Source organism: Candidatus Margulisiibacteriota bacterium (assembly GCA_018822365.1).
In the GTDB taxonomy this organism is placed as follows: Bacteria; Margulisbacteria; WOR-1; order O2-12-FULL-45-9; family XYB2-FULL-48-7; genus XYB2-FULL-45-9.
Window position 1 is genome coordinate 1 of record JAHJKL010000072.1, and the last position, 25,631, is coordinate 25,631.

Here is a 25,631-nt window from a genome sequence, read left to right on the forward strand (position 1 = left end):
ATGATCCCGAGTAGGTCGCATCGAGGTCGCCAGTAATGTCGGCCCCAGATAGATTGCCGTACACGACAGAATCCGGCTTATAGGTCTCCCCCCTATTAAGCCACCCTCTCCGCCCAAATGAACAAAGCAATATAGGCCAGGTCAATGAACGCGAATGGAAGAAGCATCGCGGGGATCTCGCCGAAGAAAAAATGGCCGAAAGCGACCAAACAAAAAGCGACCTTGACCATAACGCCGTACCAGATCAGATTTTTGTTCCCCTTTGGGTCGCGGGCGATATTGATAAACGCGACCGCCAGGACGATCATCAGCAAAGCCGGCAGATGGACGTAGCCAAGATGTTCGGGAAGGGGCATTTCAAATCGCGAGTAGATCTCCGCCGGCGTCAAAATGCCGATCACACCCAAAAGGCCGTCATAAAGAGCGGCGGAGATAAAGAGCGGGGCAATCCACGCTTTCATTGTCCCGAATTTTCTCACGCCCGCTCTCGACAGTCAAACTTATTTTGCTGTGGTATAATCCCCTCATGCCGGAGCTCATTGGAAATGATCCGCTCTACCGGAAATGGACCGCCGATAACGCCAGGGCGGTTTTTCTTCTCGTCCACGGTATGGGAGCCCATTCCGCCAGGTGGGATTTTCTCGGAGAATATGTCGCCGGGAACGGCTATTCTTCTTACGCCATTGAACTAAAAGGCTTTGGCCGCACTCCGGAGCGGCCGCGCGGCCATATCGATTCGTTCGACACATATTATCAAGACATCCTGAATCTCCGCGAGATCATCGCTAAAGAAAATCCCGGCAAGAAGATCTACCTGCTGGGAGAAAGCCTTGGCGGCTTGCTGGCTTTTAACGTAGCCGGACAATATCCGGAAAAATTCGCCGGTCAGGTCCTGATCTCCCCCGCCTTCCAGAACGGGATGAAATTTTCCCTCTCCGCATACCTGACCCTGATCACCTATATCCTGATCGATCCTAAAAAAACGGTCGAAGTCCCCTTTACGTCGGCGATGTGCACCCGGGACGTTGCGTACCAAAAGGTGATGGACGGTAATCCCGACGAACTCCGGGTCGCGAGCCTGAAAATGCTTCTCAACACCCTCTTCGCGCAAATGAAAGCGAAAAGTATGGGCAAAAAACTGACCGTCCCCTCCCTCTTTTTGATCTCCGGCCGCGATCTGCTGATCGACGAAAAAACCGGTAAAAAGATCATCGATTCATTCCCGCTTAAGGAAAAAACGACGATCGAATACCCGGAAATGCTCCACGCTCTTTCCATTGATCTCGGTCGGGAAAAAGTTTTTGCTGATATTTTATCTTGGTTAGAAAAGCTTTAGCTATTCGTAGCGGAGCGCTTCGATCGGCAGCAGCTTAGACGCCCGCCAGGCTGGCCAGAGGCCAAAAACCACCCCGACCAGCACGGAAAAAGTAAAAGCCAGGACGATTGATCCGGCTGAAATATAGACGTTCCATTGGGCTAAAGTAGATAACGCCCAGGAGACCAGGCTGCCGAACGCGATCCCGATCACCCCGCCAAAAAGACAGATCAAGACCGCTTCGACCAGGAACTGGATAAGGATATCGCTCCTCTGGGCGCCAAGCGACTTGCGCAGGCCGATCTCGTGGGTCCGCTCCATCACCATGACCAGCATGATATTCATGATCCCGATCCCACCGACCAGCAGGCTGACCGCCGCGACCGCCCCTAAAAGGTACGACAGGGTCGAAATAAGGGCGCCAGCCGCCGCCTGGATCTCGGCCATGTTCATGACATCGATGCTCTGGCGCTGTGATTCCGGCAGACGGTGGAGGCGCATAATTTCGCCGATGATCCTCTCCGAAGCGTATGACATTTGCTCCGCGTCCTTTACCTGGACCTCGAAATAATTGATATAATCGTTCCCCAGCAGGCGGTACATCGCCGTCTTGAGCGGGATCAAGACCCGGTCGTCCTGGTTCTGGAAACCGGCCGCCCCCTGCTTTGGCAGGACCCCAATCAGATTGAAATTAATTCGGTTGATCTTAATCGACTGGCCGATCGGATTTTCCTCGCCAAAAAGCTCTTTGGCGACCGTTTGGCCGATCACCGCCACTTTGGCCTTGCTGTTGGCCTCTGACGGAGTAAAAAAGCGGCCCAGCTCGAGAGATACATCGCGCATCACCGGATAATCGACGCTGGTACCGACCACGCTGGTGTTCCAATTTTTATTTTGGAAAACAACCTGCGCCCGGCCGGTAACGTAAGGGACGACGTAATCGATCCCTTCGATCCGCTGGAGAGACTCATAATCGGCGAAGGTAAAGCGGGTCGGCCCCTGCGAGCCAAGGGAAATGCCGCTTGATCTGAAAGGAGCGCGGACCATCAGGATGTTCGTTCCCAGTGAAGAGAGGGTCTCTTCCATGCTCCGCTTGGCACCGGTCCCCAGAGCGAGCATAGTAATGACCGCCGCGACCCCGATCATCACCCCCAAAATGGAAAGGACCGAGCGGAGCTTATTGTTGACGATCGAAAGATAAGCCTCATATGTATAGTTCAGCAGACCGGCGACACAGCACCAGCGCCGCTTTTTTTCGATCGGTTTCATTTCAGGAAGGCGGGCGGCGGGGGTAGGTCTTTTCCGCTCATCGGTGATTATCGCCCCGTCATGCAGGGTCAGGACCCGGCTGGCGTAAGCGGCGATGTCGTGTTCATGGGTTACCATAATAATGGTGTTTCCCTGCTTGTTGAGATCCTGCAGAAGTCCCATGATCTCTTTGGATGATTGTGAATCAAGGTTGCCGGTCGGCTCATCGGCTAAGATAACCAGAGGATCGTTCGCCAACGCCCTGACCAGGGCAACCCGCTGTTGCTGACCACCGGAGAGCTGGTTGGGACGGTGCTTCAGCCTCTCCCCCAACCCGACCTTTTTAAGCATCGAGAGGGCATGCTCCCTTTTCCCGCCATCATTATCGCCGGAATAAATGAACGGCAAAACGACGTTGTCGGAGACGTTGAGCTTCGGCAAAAGGTTGAAAGTTTGAAAAACAAAACCAAAAAAGCGGTTGCGCAAAACGGCGTAGTCGCTCTCTCCCTGGCGGGAAAGATCTTTGTTCAAGAGAAAATACTCGCCGCTGTCCGCTTTGTCGAGCAGTCCAAGGATCGCCATCAGGGTCGACTTGCCGGAACCCGACGGGCCCATGATCGCGACAAATTCCCCCGGTTCGATCTTCAGGTCGACGCCACGCAGGGCGCGGACCGGTATCTCCCCGCCGATGTAATAAGTCTTTTGGACCTTTTTCAGCTCGATCAGCGGCATTTAATCGCTCTGCCGGCGCTGGAGCGGATTGGTCGGTCCGCGCGTCCTCTGAAAACGCTTGTTGAGCTGTTCGATCATGGGGATCGTCGGCACAATGACTTCATCGCCGACCCCAAGACCGCCGGTCACCTGGACGTTCAGGCTGTTTTCCAGCCCGGTCGTGATCTGCAAGGGCTGAGCTTTCCCCTCTTTCAGGACAAAGACGTAGGATCGTTCTCCGACCTTTTTAACAACGTTTAGAGGGAGGACCGGGATGTCGTTTTTCTCGCTAAGAATAAAGTTGACGGTCGCGCTCATCCCCGCCCGGAAAAAACCGGGGACCCGTCCGGGGAGGACATCGACCTGGTAAATGGTCACGTTGTTGATCGTTTTGGACTCAAAGGCGATATGCTCGACCCGCCCGTCGATCGATTCTCCCTGGTAGGCGTCAAGCTCGATGTTGACGAACTGCCCTTTGCTGATCCTGCCGATATCGGTCTCGTCGACCTGCGCCTTTACGATCAGGTAGTCGGCCATCACCAGGATCGGATCGCTGATCGTCACCGATTGCCCCGGCTCGACCGCCCGCTGGATAATAAAACCGTTTAGCGGAGCCACGACCGGTGTCCTTTTGTAAACATCTTCCCACCTGCCAACCTCGTCCGCTCCTTTGGCCCGGGCCGCGTCAAGAATTGCCGCCCGGTCGGACGAGCTCATCCAGGCAAGGATCTCCCCTTTTTTGACCGAGTCCCCTTCCCTGACCAGCACTTCATCGATCCGGCCGCTTAAGGGGGGCTTAATCTCCAAACGGCTCCGCGGCTCAACTACCCCGGTCGAAGGGACCTCGGCCTTAATGCTTCCCAATTTTACTTTGACGCTCTTAAGCGGCTCCTCGCTCTTGCCGGCACAGCCGGACAAACCAACGACCAGCAGAAGACCGCTGACAACCAATCCCAACCCCCATATTTTTTTTCTCATTTTACGTGTCCTCCATAACTTTTGTGCCAGGCCGCTTCCGCCAGCAAGGCCGACTTCAAAGAATTTATCAGACTGTTTTGACTGCTGAAGTATTCATTTTGCACCTGGTCCCACTCATTGTATGAGACCAATCCGTTCAAATATTTGACCTGCGCGATCTGGGCCCTTTGGGTCGACGCGTCAAGATAGATCCCGGCCAGCTTGTATTCCTCAAGCGCGTCGCGAAAAGTTTCATAGGCCTGGCGGATCGCGAAATATTGTTCTTTCTTGGTGATGGAAAAATCTTCCTTCGCTTTGTCGTATTGGGCGTCGCTGATCACCCGTTCGGCGATATTGCTCCCGCCAGGAAAAAGAGGATACGAAAGGTTCAGGCTAAGGGATTTGCTCGATGAATCCGGCGGCCAATTACTGCCGCTTTTCGAATAGCTTCCCTGCAGAGAAACGGTCGGCAAAAACTCACTGATCGTCGCCCGCTGGTCGATCTCGGCCAGCGTCAGCTGGCTCCGCGACATTTTATACGCGGGCGCTTCTTTCAGGAGGGAGTCGAAGTCCGGCTCACCGATCGGCGCCGGGACAAATTCCCCCTCGACGCTTGAGACCTGGGTCTCGATCAATTGAGAAAGCTTCAATTTGGCCAGCTCCAATTGCCTTCCGGCGGAAAGATACCGGTAATCGGCCTCCTGGCGCTGGGCATCGGTCCGAAGATAGTTCCCTTTATCTTCCCGCCCGCTGTCGTATAACAACTTGATCATCCTGGCATTCTCGTCGCGCGACTGCCGGATCGCTTTCAAAACATCGATGTTCCGCTGGCCAAGATATAGATTGACGAAAGCCTGGCGGAGCTGATAGTAATAATCCGCCTCGTTATACTGAAGGCTCGCCTGGTAATAAGCCAGGCTGGCGCCGGCGGCAGAGAGATTGTTATAATTGCTGAAGCCCTTAAAGAGAGATTGGGAAAAACTAAGGCCGTAAGAATAACTGTTTGATTGACCGGTTGAATTGTCCGACTGGCCGGCCGACATGTTGGCCGAGATCTGGGGAAGAAATCCGCTGTATGACTTGTAATATGTCCACCGCGCGACCTCAAGCTGTTTTTGGGCGCTTTTAATCTCGCGGCCGCTCCTGGCCGCTTCATTTAAAACCTGCGGCCAGGTCAGGGAATTGGCTTGGCCCGCCAGGAAAATTATTAAAATGGCCACTTTGCCTAATCTTGCTAATTTTAACCGCGCAATTAATTGCGCGGTTAAATTAGAACCTGGGCAAAAATATTTTTTATGTATTCTTCTCATTCAATAAACCGATTGTTTATCGATTCCCTTTCCCTATTTTAACTTTATTCCCTTTCGATGTCTTGCGGAATTTCTCTTTTTGTTCCGGGGTCAATATTCCCCAGAATTTGAGGAGGAAATCGGTCCGTTTCAGCTCCGAGTTGAGCCGGTTTTTGTTGATCTCCTTCAAATAACCTTCGACCGCCCCCTGGTCAGGCTTGTCTTTCGTCATTTCGGTCCGCATCTTCATCATCAACTCTTCGTTCTTTTGCCTTGACGGCAAAAGGTCCCGCTCCATCGCCTGGCGGCTCTCCATCAGCTTCGTCTTTTGCTCCGAGGTCAGATCAAGGTTTTTATAGAGCCGCTCCACTCCATTTCCGATCTCCGCCCTACCCCGCGCGGCCCCCATATTAGGCCGGGCGGCTTCTGCCGGGACCACCAAAGAAGCACAAATCAATCCGATCATCAAGAAACCAAAAACATTTTTCATTTTTATTCCCCCTTATAATCCATTTAGACAAAGAGCCGGCCAAAATAGTTCCGGTCAATTTCCAAAAATAAAACCTTCCATCTCCATCCCGTCCCCCTCATCCTGGATCACAAAGGAAAGCAGATCCCCCCGATCGTTGGTAGCCGCGGAAAAATAGTTGACCGCCGGCAGGGCAACGAGAAAAAGAGCAGAGATCATCAGCAAAGGGATCGCCAATTGAGCGACAAGGAACGACCGGCGGGCCGCTTTCCGCTCGATCTGACGATAAAGCTGGTTAAAATCGACGGGGGGAGCGCTTTTCTTCAGCCCCCGGAGATATTTATCGTAGCTAACCATTTTTCATCACTTCCTTTTTCACGATTTCCCGACCCCGGTGGAGGTTGGATTTGACCGTCCCGATCGGCAATCCGGTCAGTTCCGCGATCTCTTCCAGCGGCCGTTCCTCAACATCAGCCAGGAGAAGAACCATCCGCTGGCGCGGGTTCAATTTAGAGAGAGGGACCGAAAGGTCATCCACCGCTTCCCGGGGATGTTCGTGGACCACCCGCAGAGCGGCCAATATTTGCCTCCCTTTCCGATAGAGGGCCTGTTTTTTTGCGTAATTGATGGCGGTATTGACAGTGACCCGATAGATCCAGGTCTCGACTTTTGCCTCTCCCCGGAAACTCTTGAGAGCTTTATGGACCGCCAGCCAGACCTCCTGAAAAAGGTCTTCCCGATCCTCCCGGTCAAAAACATAACGGGAGGCGATCCGCCAGACTTTTTCTTTGTGCGCCTCGTAAAGAGGGGCAAATTCAATGGATGACATGGAAGCCTCCTGGTTTGTTAGACAACCGGCTGAAGAAAAAAGTTCCGTGGATCAATGGGCAATATAAAGCAGTCCAACCATTATCCCGAGCCCTAATACGATCGCCAAAAATTGTTTCCACGATTCTCCAAGTTCGCAGGAATCATGCAGTGACGGGATCAGGTCGGAGCCGGCCATGTAGATAAACCCGCCGGCGGTGATCGGCAATATATATAGGGCGTAATCTTTGACTAAAGGCCCGATGGTCAGGGAGATCACCGCTCCGAAGATCGCCAGGACCGCCGATAAAAAATTAAACAGCAGAGCGCGCCGGACCGTCAAGCCGCCGTGGACCAGGATCCCAAAGTCGCCGATCTCCTGCGGGATCTCGTGCAGAATGACCGCCAGGGTCGTTGCCAGGCCGATCGGGAAACTGACCAGGTAGCTGGCGGCAATGATCATCCCATCCATGATATTGTGAACACCGTCTCCAATTAAGTTCATAAAAACGACCGGATGGGGATGATTTTCGGAGGTCGGCACATGGCAATGGCGCCAGCGGATGAACTTTTCCAGAATGAAAAAAAGGAGGATCCCGGAAAGGACCAGGAGTGAAACTACCAGTTTATTGCCAAAACTCTCGAACGCTTCCGGGATCAGGTGGATAAATGCGTCGCCAAATAGCCCGCCAACCGCAAAGCTGACCAAAATAAGGAGGATCTCTCCCAGTTTCTGCCGGTTCAGTGAAATGGTGAAAATCCCGACCAAAGAGATCAAACTGACCACGGTCACCGACAGCAGGGACCAGCCCCAGACTTCTAACATATTTTCCTCCTAAAGCGAAATGATCGACTCACCCTGATGCTGGAGGGCGATGAACATCAGTAAATAATTCCGGATCTTCCGGGTGATCAGAAATTTTTCCCGGACATGCTCGTGCCCGTATTGTCCCATTCGTTCGGCCGCCGCCGGATTGTTTAATAGATATCTTATCTGGTAGGCGACCCCTTCCACGGAATGGGCCAACAGTCCGGTCAGATTGTGAATAACCTGGAGCGGGATCCCGCCGACGGCGGTCGCCACTACCGGCTTCTTTTTCCAAAGAGCTTCGGTCACCGTCAGGCCAAAGCCTTCCCGAAGCGATTTTTGCAGGACAATGGTCGAGGCCCGCTGGAGGGCGTTGACCTCCAGGTCGGCAAACGGAGGAAGAAGAAGAATGTGAAAATTCGGGTCGTGCCCCACCCTTTCCTGAAGCTCGGCCAGGACCTTATTGCTTTCCGGATCGTCACTGGCGGTCCCGCCGGCATAGACAAAGCGGCAGTCGGCGTACTGTTTAACCAGTTTGTACGCTTCATATACGCCGATCGGGTCTTTTAAGTAATCAAAACGGGAGACCTGGGTAATGATCGGCTTATCGGTCGGGATCTCGTATTTCCTGAGAACAGCGTCGATCTCGCTTTGGGAAAGGTTCCGATTCTTGTCGGCAAATGGGTCGATCGCCGGATAGATCAGGTATTGCGCGATCGGCAATTCTTTGGCAAAGCTGGGAGATGAGTAGATCGAAGCATCATACTGGACAATGAACTGCTTTAAGTATTCCCAGAGCATGACATCGGGATTGGCTGTGTCAATATGACAACGCCAGACCCATTTGGCGTTCCCTTCTTTTTTCCTGGCGATCAGAGGAAGCGGCTGCGGGTCGTGGATAACAATAATATCCTCGTCAAAGATCAGTTCTTTCGCGTTTTGGGCATTTGTCTCCTGAAAATCCTCAAACATCTCCTTGGTTATCTCCACCTTGGTACCGTGCAAGGCGTTATGAAATGCTTTGGTGATATTAAAAAAGTCCCCTCCCCCTTTGATCACGTCCCATTTAACCTTCAGACCAAGCTGATTATAAAGTGGGACGGTCCGATGGAGCATTTCGGCCACGCCGCCGCCGACCGAGGTTGAATTGACCATTTTGACCGTTTTCCCCTGCAAACGATCGGCTAACAGCAGGAGTTCGTCCAAATTCTGCCGCCTGGTCACCTGCGCGTAGTCATTGATGTTGATCTTCATTTTATCTTTAAAACCTTTTCAAAGTGCTTCCAGAACGAATTATCAGTTTTCCTTTTTGGCAGGCAAAGGGAGATGATCTTGTCCCGCATCTGGTCCAGGGTCATGAAGTACGGATCAAGCGCTTCGATCTTGCCGGCCAGCGCTTCATCATTGAAATTGCTCCTGATCCAATTGGAAAAATCGTTCGTTTTATGGCCGAGCCGGAGCCGCGCGTCAAAAAAATGGTAATAGATCGAGCGCATCCCGACCAGTTTTAAATCGGCCGCGAACTCCTCGATCGTCCTGGATTCATATTTGGTCGGGATAACGATGCCGGTATTCCGCAAGAAATAAAATTCCCGCCCCGGGAGGGCCTTTCGGCTGTCCGGGTGTTCGGCCAGATGCTTTTCAATGATCCTGATCAGCGTTTGGCGGAGTGTTTCCAGGTCAGTTACTTCCTTAATATTGACCGAAGAGAGTTTTTCGCCCAGGCCGATCTCTTCCAGCTCTTCCGAGACCCAGCGGGCAAAATCGTTGGAATACTGGCCGGGCGCGAAAGAATATTCCCTGAATGTATGGTGAACATGATAAAAAACGGATGAAACATCGACCTCGCGCAGGATCGCAAGAAATGCCGGCAGGTCACTGGCCCGGCGACCGGTTATCTCGACTAATAGCGAAGAAGTGTAAAATTTGAACGGGACCACGGCATTCATTGAACTTATGTTATCAGATTTCTCCATTGCGAACAATCCCCTCGATCAACCGATACACATCCCGAATTGTTCCTAAACGATGGTCGGCCGCAGTTGGTCTTCCGGCCCCAACCAGGAAGGAAGGGCCTCTCCCCTTGATCGCCCGGAAAGCGTCTTCGTCGGTCTTGTCATCGCCAATATAGACCGGCAGATACTTCGCGGGGCGGAGCGACCTGATCAGCCAGAGGACCGCTTTCCCTTTGTCCCAATTGATCGGCGGCCTGATCTCATAAACCGCTTTCCCCTGAGTTACCCTCACCATCCCCAGCCATTTTTTTATGGCTTTGGCAAAGAGCGCATGAAAAGTTTTTAGCTTGGTTTTGGGGACCATCCGGTAATGGACGCTCAACGTCAATCCCTTATCTTCGATCAGCCCCCCCTTGATCCTGATCGACCGGCTTAATTCCTTCCTGATCGCCCGCATGACCTTCAGGTGTTTTTTTGCCCGAGGGACGACCCTATGCTCCCCCCCGACCTCGCTCTCAAAGCCATGATTGCCGACATAAATAAAACCGGGGACACGGACCATCTGCTTAAGGATGGACAATTTGCGGCCGGAAATGATCACGACTTTGACCAGCGGCTGGCCAAGCAAGGCCCGCAATTTCTGACGGTTTGCGTCCGTTAACTTCGCTTTTTCCGGCCGGCTCCTGATCGGCGTTAATGTCCCATCATAATCAAGAAATAGAAGGATCTTAGTAGCCATTTTCCTAGCATATCATATTTAACAGATGGAGCTCAAATGTCAATCGGTCAGCAATATCCTGGCGGTCGCCCTTCTTTTCGGGTTGATCATGGGGAAGTTTGCCCAGCGTCTCAAGGTCCCAAAAGTTACCGGTTATATCCTTGCCGGCCTGATCATCGGCCCATCGTTTCTCGGACTTTTGACCAAACCGATGGTCAACAATTTAAAGGTGATCAGCGAAGTCACCCTCGGATTGATCATCCTCTCCATCGGGGCAGATTTCGAACTAAAACATTTTATTTCGATCAGCTCCAGGGTTGCCAGGGAATACCATAACCAGGCTTGCCGGTAAAGCGCTGGGGGCGCACTTTGGGACCAAGCTGGTCAAGGAAAAAAAGAGCGTCCAAAAATATCTTGGTTTAGGCCTGGTCCCTCAGGCCGGGGTGGCAATTGGGATCTCGATCGCGGTGGAAGCGGCCTTGCCGGAGATCGGCGCGGTGATCATTACGATCGTCCTATCTTCGGTTATTGTTTATGAATTGGTTGGCCCCTATCTGACCAAAACCGCCCTTGCCCTGGCTGGAGAGATCCCGAAAAAAAATATGGACAAAGAAGGAAGGCCCTCTTTTAATTTTTAGCGTTCATCCTGACCGTCCGGATCGGGAACGGGATCTCGATCCCTTCTTCCTTATAGCGCTTATGCAGCGCCTTGATAAACTCATGCTTTACCAGATAATTATCGACAAACTCCGCCACACGAAGAATAACGGTAAAATTTACGCTAAAATCGGCAAAAGTATGATAACGGATGAACGGCTCAAAATTCTTTATCCCCCCATCAACTCTCTTTAAAACTTCTCGGCCGACCTCGCAGGTAACCCGTTCCACTTTCTCCAGGTCACTGTCATAGCTGACCCCCACCTCCACCAGGCAGGCGATCTCTTTATGCGGCAAATAGTAATTGGTAATGATCGATTGCGACAGTTTAGTGTTGGGGACAACGATCATATTGTTCGGCAGTGTCCGGATCATCGTTTCGCGCCAGCCGATCTTTTCAACGTAGCCTTTGAGTCCGTTCTCGATCTCAACGTAATCCCCGACCCGGACCGGCTGGTCGATCAGAATATAAAGCCCGGCAAAAAAGCTTCCCAACGTATCCTGGAGAGCCAGACCGACCGCCAGGCCGGCGATTCCCAAAGAAGCGAGGACCGGCGTGACCGAGACCCCTAAAAGGTCCATCAGCATCAAAAGGCCAACCCCCCAGACAACAATGTTGGCGATCCGATTAAAGGTCGGGATCATGTTCCTGACCGAAGGGCGCGTTTTAGCGGTCAGTTTAATAAAGTTGATCGCAAGCCTGGCGGCCAGATAGATAATAATAAAAACGATCGATAATTCGGTCAGCCGTTCGATCCGCAGGGCGGCCATCCGCGGCAAACCGACGGTCATGGAAATAACGTAAAAACCGATCACCAGCAGGGCCAGCCAAAGCGGCAAGCGAGCTTCTTGCAGAATAATATCATCGATCTCGGTCTCGGTCCGGCTGACGATCTTGCCCAAAAACCCGGTCAGCCATTTGACCAGCAGCCAGCAGACCGCGACCCAAACCAGATAGCTGGCCAGAAAGATCTGCACCCGGGAGTTAAAAATAATATTAATTAAAGCTTGAATATCCATAATATTATGAAAGCTTCAGCAAGCCTTGAATGATCTTGCCGGCCCACTTGTAGATGTTATTTTCAGCGATCCCCTCTTTCATCTTCAGGTTCCGTTTCTCTTTTTCATCCGGCGGCATTTCCAGAGCGTTCTTGATCGCTTCGGCAAAACTGTCCGAAGCATATGGGTTAACCAACACCGCTTCGGTCAATTCCCGAGCGGCGCCGGTAAAGCGGGACAGGATCAGCATCCCCTTCTGTGGGTCGGTTGCCGCAACAAACTCTTTGGCGACCAGGTTCATCCCGTCATGCAGGGACGAAACAACGCAAATGTCGGCCATCCGGTAGAGGGTGATCAGCTCCACCGGGCTAAAATGGCGGCGGAGCATAACGATCGGCTGCCAGCTGTCGTCACTATATTTATAATTTATCTGTTCGACAATGGCGTTGATCTCGTCGTTAAGCTCTTTGTATTTTTTGATGTGAATGCGGCTCAAGACCCCGGCCTGAAGAAAAGTGAATTTCCCGAGGTATTCAGGATATTTTTCAAGAAACTTATCGATCGCCCGGAAGCGTTCAAGGATCCCTTTTGTATAATCGATCCTATCGGTCCCTATCCCGATGAATTGGGCGGTCAGGTTATATTCTTTTCTGATCAGAGCGATCTTCTTTTCAACATCCGGGGAAGCGGCTTCTTTTTGGATCTGTTCATAATCGACGCTGATCGGGAACGGCCTGATGATCGTTTCCCTCCCCCCGGAAATAACAGTTGAGCTCACCCGGTCGGTCCTAACTTCCAGGGTCTGGTCGACCGTGCTCAAGAAATTATCGACATGGTGATGGATATGAAAACCGAGCAGGTCGGCCCCAAGCATCCCCTGCAGGATCTCTTCCTTCCACGGATTGATCCGGAAAGCTTCGGGGTTGGGCCAGGGAATGTGCCAGAAAAGAGCGCTCTTGATCTCCGGGTTCGCCTCCCTCAACAATTTTGGGACCAGGGTCAGATGATAGTCCTGGATAAAAACAAAAGCCTTCTGGTCGCCGACCTCGTCAAGGATCGTTTTGGCGAATTTTTCGTTAACCGCTTTGTAATGAAGCCAGTCGGCCTCTTCAAAAACCGGCTTGGTATAGACAATATGACAAAGTGGCCAGAGGGTTTCGTTGGAAAAGCCGTAATAATACCCGGCTTCTTCCGCTTTGTTCAGCCAGACCCGTCGTAAAGTATACTTGGGATCGTCCGGCGGGACCATCACCCGGTTCTTTTCGTCCACCACCTGGCGGTCGGCATCGCCGCTACCGTGCGCGACCCAGGTGCCGCCGCTCGCTTTAAGGACCGGATCCAACGCCATGGTCACACCGCTGGCCGGAATGATGCACTGAACCCCATCCAAGGTCTTTTTATGGATGAACGGCTCACGGTTAGACGCGACAATAAAAAGCGAACCATTGAGCTTTTCTTCGATCAGGTTTTTAAGGGTCTCTTTTGTCCAGATCATTGCTTGCCCCCTTTTTTAGTATGCCCTGTCAACCATGGGTTTGTCAAGAAAGTTAAAAGTGCCGGGTAACTCTGGCAAGCAAAAGCGTTCCAACGTTTTCATATTCAGAGCCGCTTTTCCCTCCGCTAAACATCGCTTCCAGGCTTAGATCAAGATCTTCGGTTAAACTCCTGGTCAACGCCGGATAAAGGATAAAACTAGAGTCATCCAGATTGGTTAAAATGGAACCGCGAAGAGCGGTCAATTCATCCAGGTTCTTATTTACGCTAAAGAAAAGGTAATCCATGGCTAGCTGGCTGATAGTTCCGCCCTGTAAAGCGGCCCAGTCGTAACTGTCTTTTTTCCCTAATCCATTGAAATAATACTCCATATTCAGGCCGATCCCATTCTCCAGGGTATAATCCCACCCCCAGACCGATTGTATATAATGTGTAGCTCCAACCGGTCTTTTAACGGTAATTTCGTTCCTTACCCCAAAACCAAACAACTCCCCTACCGCGTCAAAGCCAGCCTGGTCTCCGCTCCCAAAGTCAACATAACTTACTGCCAGGTCAAAAAGCCCGATCGTTCGTCTGGCCCTGACCCCTTTCTTAGTTTCACCCCATGGCTGGCCGGTCGTCAGGTAGAGGTCAAGAGCGGCGGACGGACCAAAAGGGGCTTCGCAGCGAATGGCCTCGACATTGCTTTCGTCTTCTTCTTTGACCGCGAAAGAGAGGACAAATGGATTAAAAATATCGGTCGGGTTCCAGATATAACCGCTCCCCCAGGCGATCCGCTGCTTACCAGCAGTCAAATTAAATAATGTTGAATAATATTTCAGGTAAATCCGGTCCCAAACCAGTTGGTCGATCCCGCTTGCCCCCGCAACCGAAACGGGATCAGATTTAAAAAGGAGGTAATACCGGGGCTCCAAATGGATCACCAGGCTCTCCCCTACCTTAGCATCAAACCGCAAACGCAGGCGGCTAAGGTCGCCGATAGTCGCCCCGCCATCGCTCTTGATCAGGCCAAGAAGGTCGTTCTCATAATAACCGGACAGATCGACCGCCAGGACTGAAGAAGCAAAAAGAAGGAGCAGACTCGCCGTCGCCCAAAATGCTTTCATTTGGTTAAACTGCGCTGGGTAAACATTTCGGCCGGGAGAGAAAGATCAAATTCCGCTTTGGTAATGATCATTTCGGTTAAAGTGTTCCGCCGTAAAAGATTGCGCATCGACATATAGAGAGGGTAATACCGTCCGCCATATTTTTGGATATTTCCCATCGTCATACTTTTAAGTTTTTTGCCGGAGAGGGCGAAAAGCTCTTCCCTGACCGGGACAAAAAGCTCCTGATCGACCCAGACCAGGCGGCGATAGTAGGTGATCTCTTTGACCCGGGCGGTCAGGTCAATAACGTAGCAGGGGCGCTGTTTGACCACCTCTTCCGAGACCAGGGTCGCTGTGTATTTGTCGAGCAGTTCACCGCTCTCCAGCGCGTCTTCGTAGCTGAAGTCCGATCCCATCATCGACTGGCGGAGCATGTGGCCGGCGATCTTGATCGTCTTGTCAACGGTGGGGAGATACATCCACATGTTATCTTTGATCTTGAGGTATTTGACCCCCTTGTCGCGCGGCGGCGAAAGAAAGACCGAAAATGAGGTGTCGCGCCCCATTTGATAGCTCCGCATCGTTTTTGTCCGGACTTCTTTGTCAATATGGATCACCATCTCCGCTTCTATTTTGGCGGTTTTAAAGGTCATATTTTCGTCAACTTTTTTAATGATCTCCGCGCCGGTCACCGCGAAAACGGTCCCGGAAGTCAACCAAAAGAGAGCTAGAATTATCGCCGTTCGATTCATTGCTTCTCGTCCGATTCGATCTGCCCGTCGCGGATCTTGATCAGCCGCCTGGCAAATTGCATCACTTTGGGGTCATGAGTGGAAAAGATAAAGGTCGTTTTAAGCTTCTGGTTCATCTCCTTCATCAGGTCCAGGATCCACTGGCCGGTCTTGGTATCGATGTTGGCGGTCGGCTCGTCGGCCAGAACATAATCGGGATGTTTGACCAGCGCCCGGGCGATGGCGACCCGCTGCTGCTGCCCGCCGCTCATCTCGTTCGGCCGCCGGCTGGCCAGATCCCCGATACCGACGCTCTCCAGCATCTCCATGACCCGCGTTTTCCGGTGGGCCGGAAGTTCCTTGAGCAGGACCAGCGGAAATTCCACATTTTCATAAGCGGTCAGGACCGGGACCAGATTAAAGCTTTGGAAGATAAAACCGATATGGTGGTTCCGGACATCGGCCAGCTGGTCGGAATTAAGTTTGATGATGTCGTGCTCTTCAATGAATACTTTCCCGCTGGTCGGTTTATCGAGACAGCCAAACAGGTTGAGCAGGGTAGTTTTGCCTGAACCGGAAGGACCGGCGATCGCGGTAAATTCCCCTTTTTCGATCGACAGGGTCAAACCCCGCAAAGCCGGGACCTCGACCTTCCCGACCTTGTAAGTCTTGACCGCGTTCTCCATTTTTACTACCGACATACGATCATCTCCTTATATCTCTTTTAAAGCTTCGGTCGGCTCCATCCTGGCCGCGCGCAAAGCTGGCGGGACGGCCGCCATGACCGAGAACAATATCCCCATGCAAAAACCAAAAAAGATTATCCCCCAGCTAAAGATGGCTCTGTATACGTATGATATTGGTAAATTCATGGACCCCATCTGCTCGAAGGTCGCGGTAAAATCGATCCCCTTGGTCGCCAGATAATAAGCGACCCCCGATCCCCAAAGAGCGCCGATAAAACTGGCAATAGTACCGATCAACAGCGCTTCCAGCATCACTATCCCCATGACCTGACGGTCCTTCATCCCCAGCGCTTTCATCATCCCGATCTCTTTGGTCCGCTCCAGCACCGACATGAACATAGTATTAAGAATGGTAAAGCTGGCCAGAAAAAGGACCAGGAAATAAAGCCCTCCATAAACATTCCTGGCGATCACCATGTAGAAATAAAGGATCTCCTGGTCCTGCCACGCCTTGGTCATATATTGGCCGGGATATGCCTGATCGAGCCCCGCCATGATCGCTTTGGCGGCTTCCGGAGCTTTGTTCTTATCTTTAACATAAACAAAGATCTCGGTCACCGCGTTCTCCAGGTCGAGCAACTTCTGCGCTTTATCCAGAGGAAGAAAGAAGGTGGTGCTATCGACGCTCTGTACCCCAAAACTGAAGATCCCGACGATCTTGAGGTTCATGGCGGTGATCGAGCCGTACGCTGTCTGGGTCACCACTGTCAATGTGTCCCCAAGCTTTAACTCCAGGTCCCGGGCCAGGTTGACCCCAATGTTAATCTCTTCCCGCCCCGTTTGGATCATTCTCCCTTGAACGATCTTCTGGTCCAGGTGGGAGATCTGGGTTTCGGTCCCAGGGTCGATCCCGTTGCCGAAGACCGGTTTATTTTTCCCTTCATGTTCCAGCAGGACCCCAAATTTGACCCGCCCGACGGTCAACGTGACGTTTTGGTCCATTGCCGAGGCGGTCCTTTCCACCGCCCGGTAATTTTTTATATTGGCCTCCAGGGGGAGCATTCTTTCCCGTTTGACGTAATCAGTGTTGAGGATACGGACATGGCCGTAGTTCAAACGGATCATGTTGTCAAAAAGATCGTCCATGATCCCCGAGATCAACGACCAGAGGTAGACCGCGATCATGACCGCGATCGCGATCGACAGTCCGGTCAGGACCGACCGGCGCTTGTTGCGGAATATATTTCGCAGGGCAAGTTTAAACACGTTTAAGCGCCTCCGTCGGTTCCATCCGGCTCGCCACCCGTGCGGGATAGATACTGGTCAGGGCGGAAATGACTATCCCGGCGACAAAGGCGGTCACGATCATCTTAATATTCCAGACCCCGTGCGAAACGCCGGTCACCCGATAACCAACATCCCCCACGTCCCTCATTAAATATCCCCAGTTGATCCCGTATTCTACAAAAGGATAATTGATCAGGACTCCAAGCAGACAGCCAAAAATGCTCCCCAGGACGCCGATCATCGCTCCTTCCAGGACAAAAAGCCTGATTATCTCCCCCCTCTTCATCCCCAGGGCGGCCATCATTCCGATTTCCCGGGTCCGCTCAAACGCGGCGAGCAAAATAGTGTTGCTGATGCCGATCAGAGCGATAATAAAAACGCTGAAAAGGACGAATGAAGTCCCTCCCCGCTTGGCCTGGGCAATAGCGACCACGTCGGCGGCCAGCTCCTGCCAGGTCGCGACCTCCAGACCTGGGAGATTCTTTGCCAGCTTGTCCCGAAAATCTTTGGTCCTGGACGGGTCCTTTAGTTTGATATCGATCTCGGTAACAGCTTTCCCCATATCGAGCGAACCCTGCCCCACACCCAGAGGAATAACTACCGCCGCCCAGTCGATCTTGGGATCTTCGGTCTTGAGGAGCCCTTTGATCCGGAGATCGAGCGCCTGATAGGTGTCGTATTTTGTCCTGGTCAGTACGGTAAGATAGTCGCCCACCCCGACGTTGAAATCTTTGGCCAGCCCTTCTCCCACCAGCATCGCCGCCTCGCCGCTTTGAAGAAAAGTCCCGTTAACCACCGCTTGCTTTAAGATAAAGACCGACTGATCATCGGCCGGATCGACCGCGATCCCGACCGCCGGGTACTGGTCGATCCCATCCGAAAGCATGATCCGGAAATTGATCCGGGAGGTCACCCCGGCGACTGCCGGGTCGAGCCCTACTTTTTTAATCAGCGGAGCCGGATCGGCGATCGCTTTGTCCAGGGGAAAATTCTCCTCATCTGCCCGATAACCCCGGTCAAAGATCTTGACGTGGCCGGTTTCGTAATTAATGATCCGGTCAAACGACTCCTGGTCGATCCCGGTCAGCATTGAGTCGACCAGGATCAGCATCGCCAACCCCAGGGCGATCGCCAGAAAAGTTAGGAAGGTCCTGGTAAAATGACGAAAAATATTTCGAAAAGCCAGCTTGACCAGCATCGGTTATCGGCTCCTCTTACTTTTTTTCCAGTCGGCGGAAAAGATCGAATTCAATCTGGCCAGGATCTCCGGTTCAGAAAGTAAGATCCCAAGTTCCCGATTATGGTCCAGCGAAGTAGTGGAAAAGTTTTCTGACCCAAGATAAACTCTGGCTCCGGGCTTGTTTTGATCGGCCAAAACCATTTTGGCATGAATATAAAGAAAGTCGCCGTAATTAGCCGCGACCCCCCCCCGATTCAACTCCCGCCGCCCCCAGGTATTACCATCATACCCGTTGTTCATCAGCTGGGCACTGATAAAGCGGACATCAACCCCGGCCGCCGCTTCTCTGGTCAAGGCATTGATGCATCCCCGGTCCTCCACCTCTTCGTTATAGACCTCGAGCGAAACCCGGGAGGCGCCGATCAAGGAAGTTATTTTTTCCCGGGAATTGACCGGGCTCCAGACCAGCGCTTCGCAGGTCGGCGTAACCGGCCGGTAATCCCAGTCGGCGTTAAAAACCCGGCAGATCTCAGCGACTTCGGCCGGATCGGTGGTAACTATCCCAAAGTCGCGGGTCCCGCCAAAATATTCTGGCTGGAGATTAAAGGTCATAATGATCGCGCTTGTCCCGTCGATCACAAAACTTTTTTGATGGGTCACGGTAAATTCAGAGGTCGCCGCCCTGGTCAAAATACCGGCGCTCTCCAGCGAAGCGACCCCGGACAGAATCGTTTCTCTTTTGGCCGGAGAGAATGAGTAATAGTTATAAATAACTTTGACCTCGACTTTTCTGGCGGCGGCGCTTTGGAGCGCGGCCACTATCTCCGGGTCGTTGATCTCGTATATTGTCAGGCAGATGCTTTTGCTCGCCTTGTTCAAAGCAGCGATTATTCCCCCGCGGCCATCGTCTGGTTCAACGATCAAGGTATGGACTGGAGCAGGCGAAGATGCCGGCGTCGCTATTTGACCGGCTTGACTGGTAACAGAATTGCTGCCGCACGAATAGAGGGTTGCGATCAGGAAAAAAAGAAAAAGACCAAGCTTGATCTGTAAAACTCTTTTCATCGGTTAAATACCCTTTTTCTTATTTCCAGCAGGCTGACGATCATCCCGGTCGACAGGGCGATCAGCGCCAGGCTGACCGGACCGATCGAAACCAGCTGGAGGCGGGAACTGATCGCCGGAACATAGATCCCAACCAGCAGTGATCCGACCGCGCAGATCATCCAAAGGTTAATGGCCAGGTTGCTGAAGATCCCAAGTTCAACCAGCGGCTCCCGGTCGGACCGGGCAATATAAGCCATAAAGATGTGGGCAAAGATCCAGGCGGCAAAAGCATAAGTCTGGGTCTCATGGATCCCCATCTTGTTGAGCAGGGCAAAAAAGTAGACCGCCATGACCGCCGTAAACAAGACCACCCCTTTGATCAAAATATCGGAGATCGTTAAGACATTAAAGATCCTCGCTTTGGGGTCGTGCGGTTTCCGCGAATAAATGTCCTTCTCTTTCGGCTCGTAGACAAAACCGGCCGATGCGGCCAGGTCCATGAAAAGTTCAAGTAAAATTATCTGGATCGGGGCAAAGGGCATCGAAATGCCAAGCAAGACCGGCAGGAGAAAGATCAGGATCAGGGCACTTTTGACCGAGAGATAATATTTCAACCCCTTGAGCAGGTTGTCAAAGAACTTTCGCCCTTCAAATATCCCCTCGGTAATGGTGACAAAATTATCATCCGCCAGGACCGCTTCAGCCGCTTCTTTGGCGACGTCGGTCCCGCGGATCCCCATGGCGATGCCGATATCGGCCCCGCTCAAGGCAAGGGCGTCGTTGATCCCATCACCGGTCACCGCGACGATCTCTTTTTCCCTTTGCAACGCCTGGACGATCCGGTACTTGTGCTGGGGAGAGCTCCTGGCAAAAACCGAAATATCCCTGACCACTACCGCCAGCGCCTGGTCGCTCAATTTATCCAGCTCGTCGCCGGTCAGTACCTTCGCGTCGCCGCTGATCATCCCGACCTGCCGGGCAATGTAGCCGGCAGTTGCCGGATGATCGCCGGTCACCATGATCGTCCTGATCCCGGCCGCGGCGGCGGTAGAAATAGTCTCTTTGACCCCCGCGCGGGGAGGGTCTTCAAAAGAGAGCAACCCGCCAAAATCAAGCCCCTCTTCAAGTTCAGCAAACTGGCCATCGTTCTCATCAAGCGCCAATTTCCGGGAAGCGACCGCGATCACCCGGCGCCCGTTCCCGGTTTCCCGTTCCAGTTCCCGCCTGATATCATTCCCCACAACGCGGCAGGCGGAGAATATTTCTTCCGGAGCGCCGCTCATAAATAGCTCCCGCCCCTCCGGACTGTTGCGGACCACACTCCTGCTCTTGCGGCCGTTAATAAAATCCCGTTGATTGACGATCGTCCCCGTAAAGCCCCCCAGTTCCGCTCCCCTCGTTTTAACCGCCTGGTCAAGAGGAGAAAGAGCGAACTCCGACAAAGCGAGGCGGGCTAAACGAATGATCCTGGCCGGCTCATCGGGATAGAACGCGGCGATAGTCATTTTGTTTTCGGTGATCGTTCCGGTCTTATCGGTAACAATAACCGTGGCGCTCCCCAGGGTCTCTGCCGCTTTGATCTTTTTGACCAAAAACTTATTCCTCGATAAGGTATAGGCTCCAAGCCCAAGGACCATGGTAATAATGATCGGCAGTTCTTCAGGGATGGTGGCAAAAGCGAGCGAGAGCCCGGTCAGGAACATTGTCTTCAGGTCCCCTCCGCGAAACCAGCCGATCAGAGGGATGACGGTGGAAAAGAAGATCGCGACATAGACCAATTGCCCGGCCAGCGTTTTCATTGCCAGTTGAAGCGGTGTTTTAGGAGGACGAACCGTCTTGGCGGTGGCGGCGATCTGGCCAAGCTTGGTCGCGCTGCCGGTAGCGGTCACTACCGCTAAACCTTCGCCGTTGACGATGATCGTCCCGGCACTGACCACCCCCCCGGCATTTTTGTCGACAGGGAACGATTCCCCGGTCAGAGCCGACTCGTCGACCTGGAGACCGAACGCCTTCTCTACCCTGGCATCAGCCGAAACTCTTGCCCCGGTTGACAAGACCAATAAGTCGCCTAATACTACCTCTTCGGAGCGGACCTCAACGATCTGGTCGTCGCGCCAGACCATGGTCAGCGGAGCGGCAAGCTTAGATAGGGAATCGATCGCTTTTTTCGCCCGGTACTCGTTAAATACTTCGGCAAAGACCAAAAGAAAAATAATGATAAAAATAGTCGCCGCGTCCCTTAGCCCGCCCCAGAAACCGTAAAAGAACCCGACCGTGAAAAGAAGGAGGATCATCGGTTCGGTCACTTCGTGCCGGGCAATACTGAAAAAGCTGACCCGCGAAGGCTTAAAGATCTGATTGGGTCCGTATTTTTTGAGGTTGGCTTTCGCTTGTTTCGCAGTTAAACTGCTAATTACCATAACGGTATTATACATCACCATAATTAAAGTCCAAGCTGTTTCCCCAGGCTTGTTTTTGTTAATGATAGTGGTACAATCCCGATAAGCAACGGAAACCTGTGGCAGTATCGCAGCGGTTTCCTGGATTTAATGTATTAATGGGGGGGTTATCGTGAAAATACTTAAAATTGTTCTTTGGGTAATTGCTCTTCTCGCGGTCGCGCTGGTCATCTGGGTTTATTACATGGGTCTTTTCAATAAACTGGAAGTGACCGAACGCGAGGTTGGGCCATACACATTAGTATATGAGGATTATATCGGCCCTTATCAGAATACCGGGGCGGTCGTGCAAGCGGTCTATGATCGATTGGCCAAAGACGGGATCAAACCGACCGACGGTTTCGGCATTTACCTGGACGACCCAAGCAAAGTGAAACAGGAAAAACTGCGGAGCCAGGTCGGCTGTGTGATCAACGAAAACAACCTCCCGCTTTTCTACAAGGTGAGCGATACTTATAAAGTGATCAACTGGAAAAGGGGAAAAGTCCTCGCCACCGAATTCCCGATCCGCAACCCCCTCTCCTACATGTTTGGCCCGATGAAGGCCTATCCCGAACTGGCCAGGTACATGAAAAAGAAGAAGATCACCGAAGACCAGATCGGCTTGTGCATGGAATATTACGATATGGCGAGCAATAAGATTATTTTTATGTTTCAGGTGAAGGGGCGGTAGGCAGAGGCAGAGGCGGGAGAAAGGGCAAGGCAGAGGGCTCGGGCAAGGGCGGGACAATGGGCAAGAAAGAAGGCGGGACGCGGGAAAGCAACCCAAACCCAGACTTTAATTAATGAATAAAATTCTTTTAACTGGCGCAGGTTTTTCTTGTAATTTTGGCGGCTTTTTGTCTGATGAAATTTGGGCACTAATTTTCAACAATCCACTTATTCAAGCCAACGTAAACATTAGAAATAAATTATTAAATGATTTTAATTTTGAATCGGTCTACAATGATATTCTCATTAATTTCCCCCAAAATGATCAAAATATTTTCCAAAACAGTGTAATCGAAGCCTTCAATGTACAAGAACGAAAAATAGATCCAAATGTCATTAATGACAATCTTTTCAAATTCATCTACAAAATTGATTATTTTTTCACTCTAAACCAAGACTTATTAATTGAGCGTTACACGGGAAAAAACCCAAATTATCGCTATAAGCTTCCGCATATACCAGCTGGTTATCCAGTAAACTCTAAGACTTTAAACTATTATGATAAGCATATAAAAATTGACGATGACAAATCAAATATCAAGCCAATCAATCATTCAAATAACAAACAAAAATACTATATCAAGCTTCATGGATCAAAGAATTGGTTCAATACGAACGACCATTTAATGATTCTGGGGAAACAAAAAAGTAAAAAAATATCTACTTCTCCGTTGTTAAATGAATATAAAACACTTTTTGAGGCTATAACAAAACAAAAAGCTAACATATTAATTATTGGGTACAGTTTTAAGGATGACCATATAAATGAATTGCTGATTAATGCTATTGAAAATAAATCAAATATTTATGTGGTTGACATTCAAAGCCCAAAAGATTTTGCTCGATCAATTGGGGCATTTACAAACGACACCCCATTTCCAAGGCTTTTCCACAATATAAGCTTAACAACAAAAATATGGTATGGATTGTCAGGATATTTTCAAGTCAAAGAAATTAATGATCTAGTAGATAAGCCATACATTTCAAAGCAGTTAGGTCGCATTTTTAACTAAGGAAACCGCGGCGATATTGCCGCAGGTTTCCGAAACAGTAATGCCTGGGTGAGGGTTGCCTCGCCCTTTCTCCCGCCTTTGCCTGTGCCTTCTGTCTTGCCCTTTCTTCCGCCCTTGCCCGAGCCCTCTGCCTTCGCCTTTGCCTGGGCCTTTTGCTTTGCTCTAGTTACCTAAAAATTATCACCCAACCCCCTCTCCCTCTGGGAGAGGGGTGCAAAGTAAAACTAATAGCTAAGAAACACTTGGGTGAGGGTTAAGACCCCACCACTTTCCCCAATATTCCACCCAAAATAGCGGTCATAATGGTCATCGGAATGAGAGAAAAAGGCTCCTTTGCCCCTACTATTATATAGACCGGAAGGGCCAGAAGATACGAGATCAGCAACCCTTTAATGATCGAATTTAGACGGAGTTCCGAGGTCGCGATCAGAAAACCGGCGACCACCCAAAGGGAAAAAGCTGAAAGATTCGCTTCCCAGCTCAACCTTTGCGCGACCATCGGGATTACATCGATCACTCCCGCAATCGCACCAAATAATAAGCCTTTAACTATTTTGTTCATTATCCCCTCATCTATTTAGTTACTCAAAAATTATCATCCAATCCCCTCTCCCCCTGGGAGAGGGTTGTTAATGACCACTAAACGTCAAGAAAAACTCGGGTGAGGGTTGCCTCCCCCCCTATTTAAACAACTTAATCCTAATCGTCTCCATCTTATGTTTTGCCGCGTGCGCTTTGTTGTCGCCAAAGAACTTCAGCTCCACATCTTTTCTTCTAATAACCCTGATCCCCTGCGTCAGAATGGTTCTTACCCGCTCGCTCCGGTCAAAATAGTTGGTCACTTCAATATCCGGCCGGGTCCATTCAAACGGGCTGATCCGGGGGTCGCGGGAAAGCAATCCGTCATAAAGGTTGGTCGCGCGAAATACCCCGAAAAGATATTTGATGACGATCGGGTGGGTCCCCCAGTAATCGGCCCCGATCTCCCCCCAGCTGGTCACGATCATCAGGTTCTTGAGCTTTTCCTGGGCAAGATCAACGCTCTCCAGGCGGAGCGGACGCGGATACCCGGCGCTTTTGGGAACGACCGGAGCGTAGCGGTAGACCAGCTTTTGCCCGGCCGGAGTCACCCGGTAGATCGCCAGGAACGACCACGGTTCGATCCCGTCTTCCGCCGCCTGGTAAGCGATAATATTCAAGCTCTCTTCCGTCGTCGAAACAAAAGCTTTTTGCTCAAATATTATCCGATATTTGATCATATCCACATCCCCCTTGGGAACGTGCGCCCAGATCAGCCAGCCAGCCAGCATTGCCAACAGCGCGACCACGAACAATAAGATCTTTTTCATTGTTGGTCCCTCCTGTTCTTGAAGTACGGAAAAGCCAGGATGAACGGAATGGTAAGGTATGCGTATGAAGAATAGTTTGGATCAAAATAGACCAAGCTCATGGCGAGCAGGGCAACCAGCGGCATGACCAGGGTCCGCCGCCAACCCAAGACGATCCTTTCCTGGGGAAGCGTTTTATTGACCAAACGATAACCCCTGGTCGAGTATTCCCAGTTCAAAAACAACGCGACCCCGACTAAAAACAAGTTCAGGTCAAAAAACAGCTCTGCCGCGGTCGACTTGGCATAATCACCGACCAGCGTCGTTGAAAACGGGATAAGAGCGACAAACATTAACAGATAAATATTGATCCAGAGGTGTCGCTGGTCGGTCTTTTTGATGAAGTGGAATTGTTGATGATGGATCATCCAAACGATCGCGATCAAAATAAAGCTCAAGGCATAGTTGAAAAATTTATCACTCTGTCCGATCAAGAGCTGGCCCAAATTCCCCGAAACCAAATTCTTTCCCGCTTCCGGCAGATTGAGGGTCATGACCAGCAGGGTCATGGAAAAAGCAAAGATCCCGTCTGACAAGCCTTCGATCCGATTGGTCCTCAGCCAGACGACCCTTTCCTGAAGATTTTTTGCCATTTGATCACTCCCAATGGTGAT

28 protein-coding genes are annotated in these 25,631 nt (G+C 51.4%); 5 read left to right on the forward strand and 23 right to left on the reverse strand.

Annotated features, from left to right (window positions below; genetic code table 11):
* Positions 1-95: 95 nt before the first annotated feature.
* Positions 96-461 (reverse strand): hypothetical protein, encoded by a 366-nt coding sequence (locus KKF06_06880; protein ID MBU1617477.1) that lies wholly within the window; start codon positions 459-461, stop codon positions 96-98.
* A gap of 65 nt (positions 462-526) precedes the next feature.
* On the opposite strand from KKF06_06880, the gene KKF06_06885 reads away from it, so the two are divergent.
* Positions 527-1,336 carry a lysophospholipase gene (locus tag KKF06_06885; GenBank protein ID MBU1617478.1) on the forward strand — a complete coding sequence of 270 codons (810 nt, stop codon included), beginning with the start codon at positions 527-529 and terminating at the stop codon, positions 1,334-1,336.
* Here the strand turns inward: KKF06_06885 and KKF06_06890 are convergent, their stop codons facing one another.
* The 10 genes from KKF06_06890 to otsB form a co-directional block, all read right to left on the reverse strand.
* On the reverse strand, positions 1,337-3,289 hold the full coding sequence (locus KKF06_06890; GenBank protein ID MBU1617479.1) for an ABC transporter permease: 1,953 nt from the start codon (positions 3,287-3,289) through the stop codon (positions 1,337-1,339).
* 6 nt (positions 3,290-3,295) lie between these two features.
* Positions 3,296-4,252: an efflux RND transporter periplasmic adaptor subunit gene (locus KKF06_06895; GenBank protein ID MBU1617480.1), complete on the reverse strand. Its 957-nt coding sequence runs from the start codon at positions 4,250-4,252 to the stop codon at positions 3,296-3,298.
* Positions 4,249-5,451, reverse strand: coding sequence for a TolC family protein (locus tag KKF06_06900; protein ID MBU1617481.1), 1,203 nt, complete (start codon positions 5,449-5,451; stop codon positions 4,249-4,251). Before KKF06_06900 ends, KKF06_06895 begins: the two co-directional genes overlap by 4 nt.
* Before the next feature lie 106 nt (positions 5,452-5,557).
* The gene (locus KKF06_06905; GenBank protein MBU1617482.1) at positions 5,558-6,010 is read right to left on the reverse strand and encodes a Spy/CpxP family protein refolding chaperone; all 453 of its coding nucleotides are present in this window, start codon (positions 6,008-6,010) and stop codon (positions 5,558-5,560) included.
* 54 nt (positions 6,011-6,064) lie between these two features.
* The gene (locus tag KKF06_06910; protein ID MBU1617483.1) at positions 6,065-6,346 is read right to left on the reverse strand and encodes a hypothetical protein; all 282 of its coding nucleotides are present in this window, start codon (positions 6,344-6,346) and stop codon (positions 6,065-6,067) included.
* Positions 6,339-6,818, reverse strand: coding sequence for a sigma-70 family RNA polymerase sigma factor (locus KKF06_06915; protein ID MBU1617484.1), 480 nt, complete (start codon positions 6,816-6,818; stop codon positions 6,339-6,341). Before KKF06_06915 ends, KKF06_06910 begins: the two co-directional genes overlap by 8 nt.
* Before the next feature lie 51 nt (positions 6,819-6,869).
* The gene (locus KKF06_06920; GenBank protein MBU1617485.1) at positions 6,870-7,622 is read right to left on the reverse strand and encodes a ZIP family metal transporter; all 753 of its coding nucleotides are present in this window, start codon (positions 7,620-7,622) and stop codon (positions 6,870-6,872) included.
* 9 nt (positions 7,623-7,631) lie between these two features.
* Positions 7,632-8,858: a glycosyltransferase gene (locus KKF06_06925; GenBank protein MBU1617486.1), complete on the reverse strand. Its 1,227-nt coding sequence runs from the start codon at positions 8,856-8,858 to the stop codon at positions 7,632-7,634.
* Positions 8,855-9,580: a hypothetical protein gene (locus KKF06_06930; protein MBU1617487.1), complete on the reverse strand. Its 726-nt coding sequence runs from the start codon at positions 9,578-9,580 to the stop codon at positions 8,855-8,857. The genes KKF06_06925 and KKF06_06930 overlap by 4 nt, the downstream gene beginning before the upstream one ends.
* On the reverse strand, positions 9,567-10,298 hold the full coding sequence (gene otsB, locus KKF06_06935) for a trehalose-phosphatase (protein ID MBU1617488.1): 732 nt from the start codon (positions 10,296-10,298) through the stop codon (positions 9,567-9,569). Before otsB ends, KKF06_06930 begins: the two co-directional genes overlap by 14 nt.
* A 25-nt stretch (positions 10,299-10,323) precedes the next feature.
* Between otsB and KKF06_06940 the strand changes: the two genes are divergently transcribed.
* Entirely contained in the window at positions 10,324-10,629 is a 306-nt protein-coding gene (locus KKF06_06940) for a cation:proton antiporter (protein MBU1617489.1), read from the forward strand.
* The gene (locus tag KKF06_06945) at positions 10,595-10,915 is read left to right on the forward strand and encodes a hypothetical protein (GenBank protein MBU1617490.1); all 321 of its coding nucleotides are present in this window, start codon (positions 10,595-10,597) and stop codon (positions 10,913-10,915) included. Before KKF06_06940 ends, KKF06_06945 begins: the two co-directional genes overlap by 35 nt.
* Here the strand turns inward: KKF06_06945 and KKF06_06950 are convergent.
* From KKF06_06950 to KKF06_06990, 9 genes are read right to left on the reverse strand one after another with little or no spacing between them, the layout of a single operon-like run.
* A complete protein-coding gene (locus KKF06_06950; protein MBU1617491.1) occupies positions 10,905-11,954 on the reverse strand; it encodes a mechanosensitive ion channel family protein in 1,050 nt (349 codons plus the stop codon). The genes KKF06_06945 and KKF06_06950 overlap by 11 nt on opposite strands.
* A 4-nt stretch (positions 11,955-11,958) precedes the next feature.
* Complete coding sequence (locus KKF06_06955; protein ID MBU1617492.1) at positions 11,959-13,428, reverse strand: trehalose-6-phosphate synthase; 1,470 nt, start codon at positions 13,426-13,428, stop codon at positions 11,959-11,961.
* A 52-nt stretch (positions 13,429-13,480) separates the two neighbouring features.
* Positions 13,481-14,533 carry a hypothetical protein gene (locus KKF06_06960; protein ID MBU1617493.1) on the reverse strand — a complete coding sequence of 351 codons (1,053 nt, stop codon included), beginning with the start codon at positions 14,531-14,533 and terminating at the stop codon, positions 13,481-13,483.
* The gene (locus KKF06_06965; GenBank protein MBU1617494.1) at positions 14,530-15,267 is read right to left on the reverse strand and encodes an outer membrane lipoprotein-sorting protein; all 738 of its coding nucleotides are present in this window, start codon (positions 15,265-15,267) and stop codon (positions 14,530-14,532) included. The genes KKF06_06960 and KKF06_06965 overlap by 4 nt, the downstream gene beginning before the upstream one ends.
* The gene (locus tag KKF06_06970) at positions 15,264-15,947 is read right to left on the reverse strand and encodes an ABC transporter ATP-binding protein (protein ID MBU1617495.1); all 684 of its coding nucleotides are present in this window, start codon (positions 15,945-15,947) and stop codon (positions 15,264-15,266) included. The genes KKF06_06965 and KKF06_06970 overlap by 4 nt, the downstream gene beginning before the upstream one ends.
* Positions 15,948-15,959: 12 nt before the next feature.
* Complete coding sequence (locus KKF06_06975; protein MBU1617496.1) at positions 15,960-17,198, reverse strand: FtsX-like permease family protein; 1,239 nt, start codon at positions 17,196-17,198, stop codon at positions 15,960-15,962.
* Entirely contained in the window at positions 17,191-18,417 is a 1,227-nt protein-coding gene (locus KKF06_06980) for an ABC transporter permease (protein ID MBU1617497.1), read from the reverse strand. Before KKF06_06980 ends, KKF06_06975 begins: the two co-directional genes overlap by 8 nt.
* A gap of 3 nt (positions 18,418-18,420) precedes the next feature.
* On the reverse strand, positions 18,421-19,464 hold the full coding sequence (locus tag KKF06_06985) for a hypothetical protein (protein MBU1617498.1): 1,044 nt from the start codon (positions 19,462-19,464) through the stop codon (positions 18,421-18,423).
* Entirely contained in the window at positions 19,461-21,881 is a 2,421-nt protein-coding gene (locus KKF06_06990) for a cation-transporting P-type ATPase (GenBank protein MBU1617499.1), read from the reverse strand. Before KKF06_06990 ends, KKF06_06985 begins: the two co-directional genes overlap by 4 nt.
* A gap of 136 nt (positions 21,882-22,017) precedes the next feature.
* Between KKF06_06990 and KKF06_06995 the strand changes: the two genes are divergently transcribed.
* Positions 22,018-22,578: a GyrI-like domain-containing protein gene (locus KKF06_06995; GenBank protein MBU1617500.1), complete on the forward strand. Its 561-nt coding sequence runs from the start codon at positions 22,018-22,020 to the stop codon at positions 22,576-22,578.
* Positions 22,579-22,690: 112 nt separating this feature from the next.
* On the forward strand, positions 22,691-23,629 hold the full coding sequence (locus tag KKF06_07000) for an SIR2 family protein (protein MBU1617501.1): 939 nt from the start codon (positions 22,691-22,693) through the stop codon (positions 23,627-23,629).
* A 253-nt stretch (positions 23,630-23,882) separates the two neighbouring features.
* Here KKF06_07000 and KKF06_07005 read toward each other — a convergent pair whose 3' ends face one another.
* The 3 genes from KKF06_07005 to KKF06_07015 all read right to left on the reverse strand — a co-directional run bounded on the left by KKF06_07005 (position 23,883) and on the right by KKF06_07015 (position 25,610).
* On the reverse strand, positions 23,883-24,191 hold the full coding sequence (locus KKF06_07005) for a hypothetical protein (protein MBU1617502.1): 309 nt from the start codon (positions 24,189-24,191) through the stop codon (positions 23,883-23,885).
* Between the two features lie 118 nt (positions 24,192-24,309).
* Positions 24,310-24,978, reverse strand: coding sequence for a hypothetical protein (locus KKF06_07010; protein ID MBU1617503.1), 669 nt, complete (start codon positions 24,976-24,978; stop codon positions 24,310-24,312).
* Positions 24,975-25,610, reverse strand: a complete 636-nt coding sequence (locus KKF06_07015; protein ID MBU1617504.1) for a DUF1211 domain-containing protein — start codon at positions 25,608-25,610, stop codon at positions 24,975-24,977. The genes KKF06_07010 and KKF06_07015 overlap by 4 nt, the downstream gene beginning before the upstream one ends.
* Positions 25,611-25,631: the final 21 nt, after the last annotated feature.

Bases quoted from the DNA above. Each gene is read 5' to 3' on its own strand.
- KKF06_06965 (MBU1617494.1), bottom strand. From the start codon at position 15,267: ATGAATCGAACGGCGATAATTCTAGCTCTCTTTTGGTTGACTTCCGGG.
- KKF06_06940 (MBU1617489.1), top strand. From the start codon at position 10,324: ATGGAGCTCAAATGTCAATCGGTCAGCAATATCCTGGCGGTCGCCCTT.
- KKF06_06955 (MBU1617492.1), bottom strand. From the start codon at position 13,428: ATGATCTGGACAAAAGAGACCCTTAAAAACCTGATCGAAGAAAAGCTC.
- KKF06_06920 (MBU1617485.1), bottom strand. From the start codon at position 7,622: ATGTTAGAAGTCTGGGGCTGGTCCCTGCTGTCGGTGACCGTGGTCAGT.
- KKF06_07010 (MBU1617503.1), bottom strand. From the start codon at position 24,978: ATGAAAAAGATCTTATTGTTCGTGGTCGCGCTGTTGGCAATGCTGGCT.
- KKF06_06990 (MBU1617499.1), bottom strand. From the start codon at position 21,881: ATGTATAATACCGTTATGGTAATTAGCAGTTTAACTGCGAAACAAGCG.
- KKF06_06960 (MBU1617493.1), bottom strand. From the start codon at position 14,533: ATGAAAGCATTTTGGGCGACGGCGAGTCTGCTCCTTCTTTTTGCTTCT.
- KKF06_06885 (MBU1617478.1), top strand. From the start codon at position 527: ATGCCGGAGCTCATTGGAAATGATCCGCTCTACCGGAAATGGACCGCC.
- KKF06_06980 (MBU1617497.1), bottom strand. From the start codon at position 18,417: ATGCTGGTCAAGCTGGCTTTTCGAAATATTTTTCGTCATTTTACCAGG.
- KKF06_06930 (MBU1617487.1), bottom strand. From the start codon at position 9,580: ATGGAGAAATCTGATAACATAAGTTCAATGAATGCCGTGGTCCCGTTC.
- KKF06_06970 (MBU1617495.1), bottom strand. From the start codon at position 15,947: ATGTCGGTAGTAAAAATGGAGAACGCGGTCAAGACTTACAAGGTCGGG.
- KKF06_06895 (MBU1617480.1), bottom strand. From the start codon at position 4,252: ATGAGAAAAAAAATATGGGGGTTGGGATTGGTTGTCAGCGGTCTTCTG.
- KKF06_07005 (MBU1617502.1), bottom strand. From the start codon at position 24,191: ATGAACAAAATAGTTAAAGGCTTATTATTTGGTGCGATTGCGGGAGTG.
- KKF06_06880 (MBU1617477.1), bottom strand. From the start codon at position 461: ATGAAAGCGTGGATTGCCCCGCTCTTTATCTCCGCCGCTCTTTATGAC.
- KKF06_07015 (MBU1617504.1), bottom strand. From the start codon at position 25,610: ATGGCAAAAAATCTTCAGGAAAGGGTCGTCTGGCTGAGGACCAATCGG.
- KKF06_06905 (MBU1617482.1), bottom strand. From the start codon at position 6,010: ATGAAAAATGTTTTTGGTTTCTTGATGATCGGATTGATTTGTGCTTCT.
- KKF06_07000 (MBU1617501.1), top strand. From the start codon at position 22,691: ATGAATAAAATTCTTTTAACTGGCGCAGGTTTTTCTTGTAATTTTGGC.
- KKF06_06915 (MBU1617484.1), bottom strand. From the start codon at position 6,818: ATGTCATCCATTGAATTTGCCCCTCTTTACGAGGCGCACAAAGAAAAA.
- KKF06_06925 (MBU1617486.1), bottom strand. From the start codon at position 8,858: ATGAAGATCAACATCAATGACTACGCGCAGGTGACCAGGCGGCAGAAT.
- KKF06_06950 (MBU1617491.1), bottom strand. From the start codon at position 11,954: ATGGATATTCAAGCTTTAATTAATATTATTTTTAACTCCCGGGTGCAG.
- KKF06_06985 (MBU1617498.1), bottom strand. From the start codon at position 19,464: ATGAAAAGAGTTTTACAGATCAAGCTTGGTCTTTTTCTTTTTTTCCTG.
- otsB (MBU1617488.1), bottom strand. From the start codon at position 10,298: ATGGCTACTAAGATCCTTCTATTTCTTGATTATGATGGGACATTAACG.
- KKF06_06910 (MBU1617483.1), bottom strand. From the start codon at position 6,346: ATGGTTAGCTACGATAAATATCTCCGGGGGCTGAAGAAAAGCGCTCCC.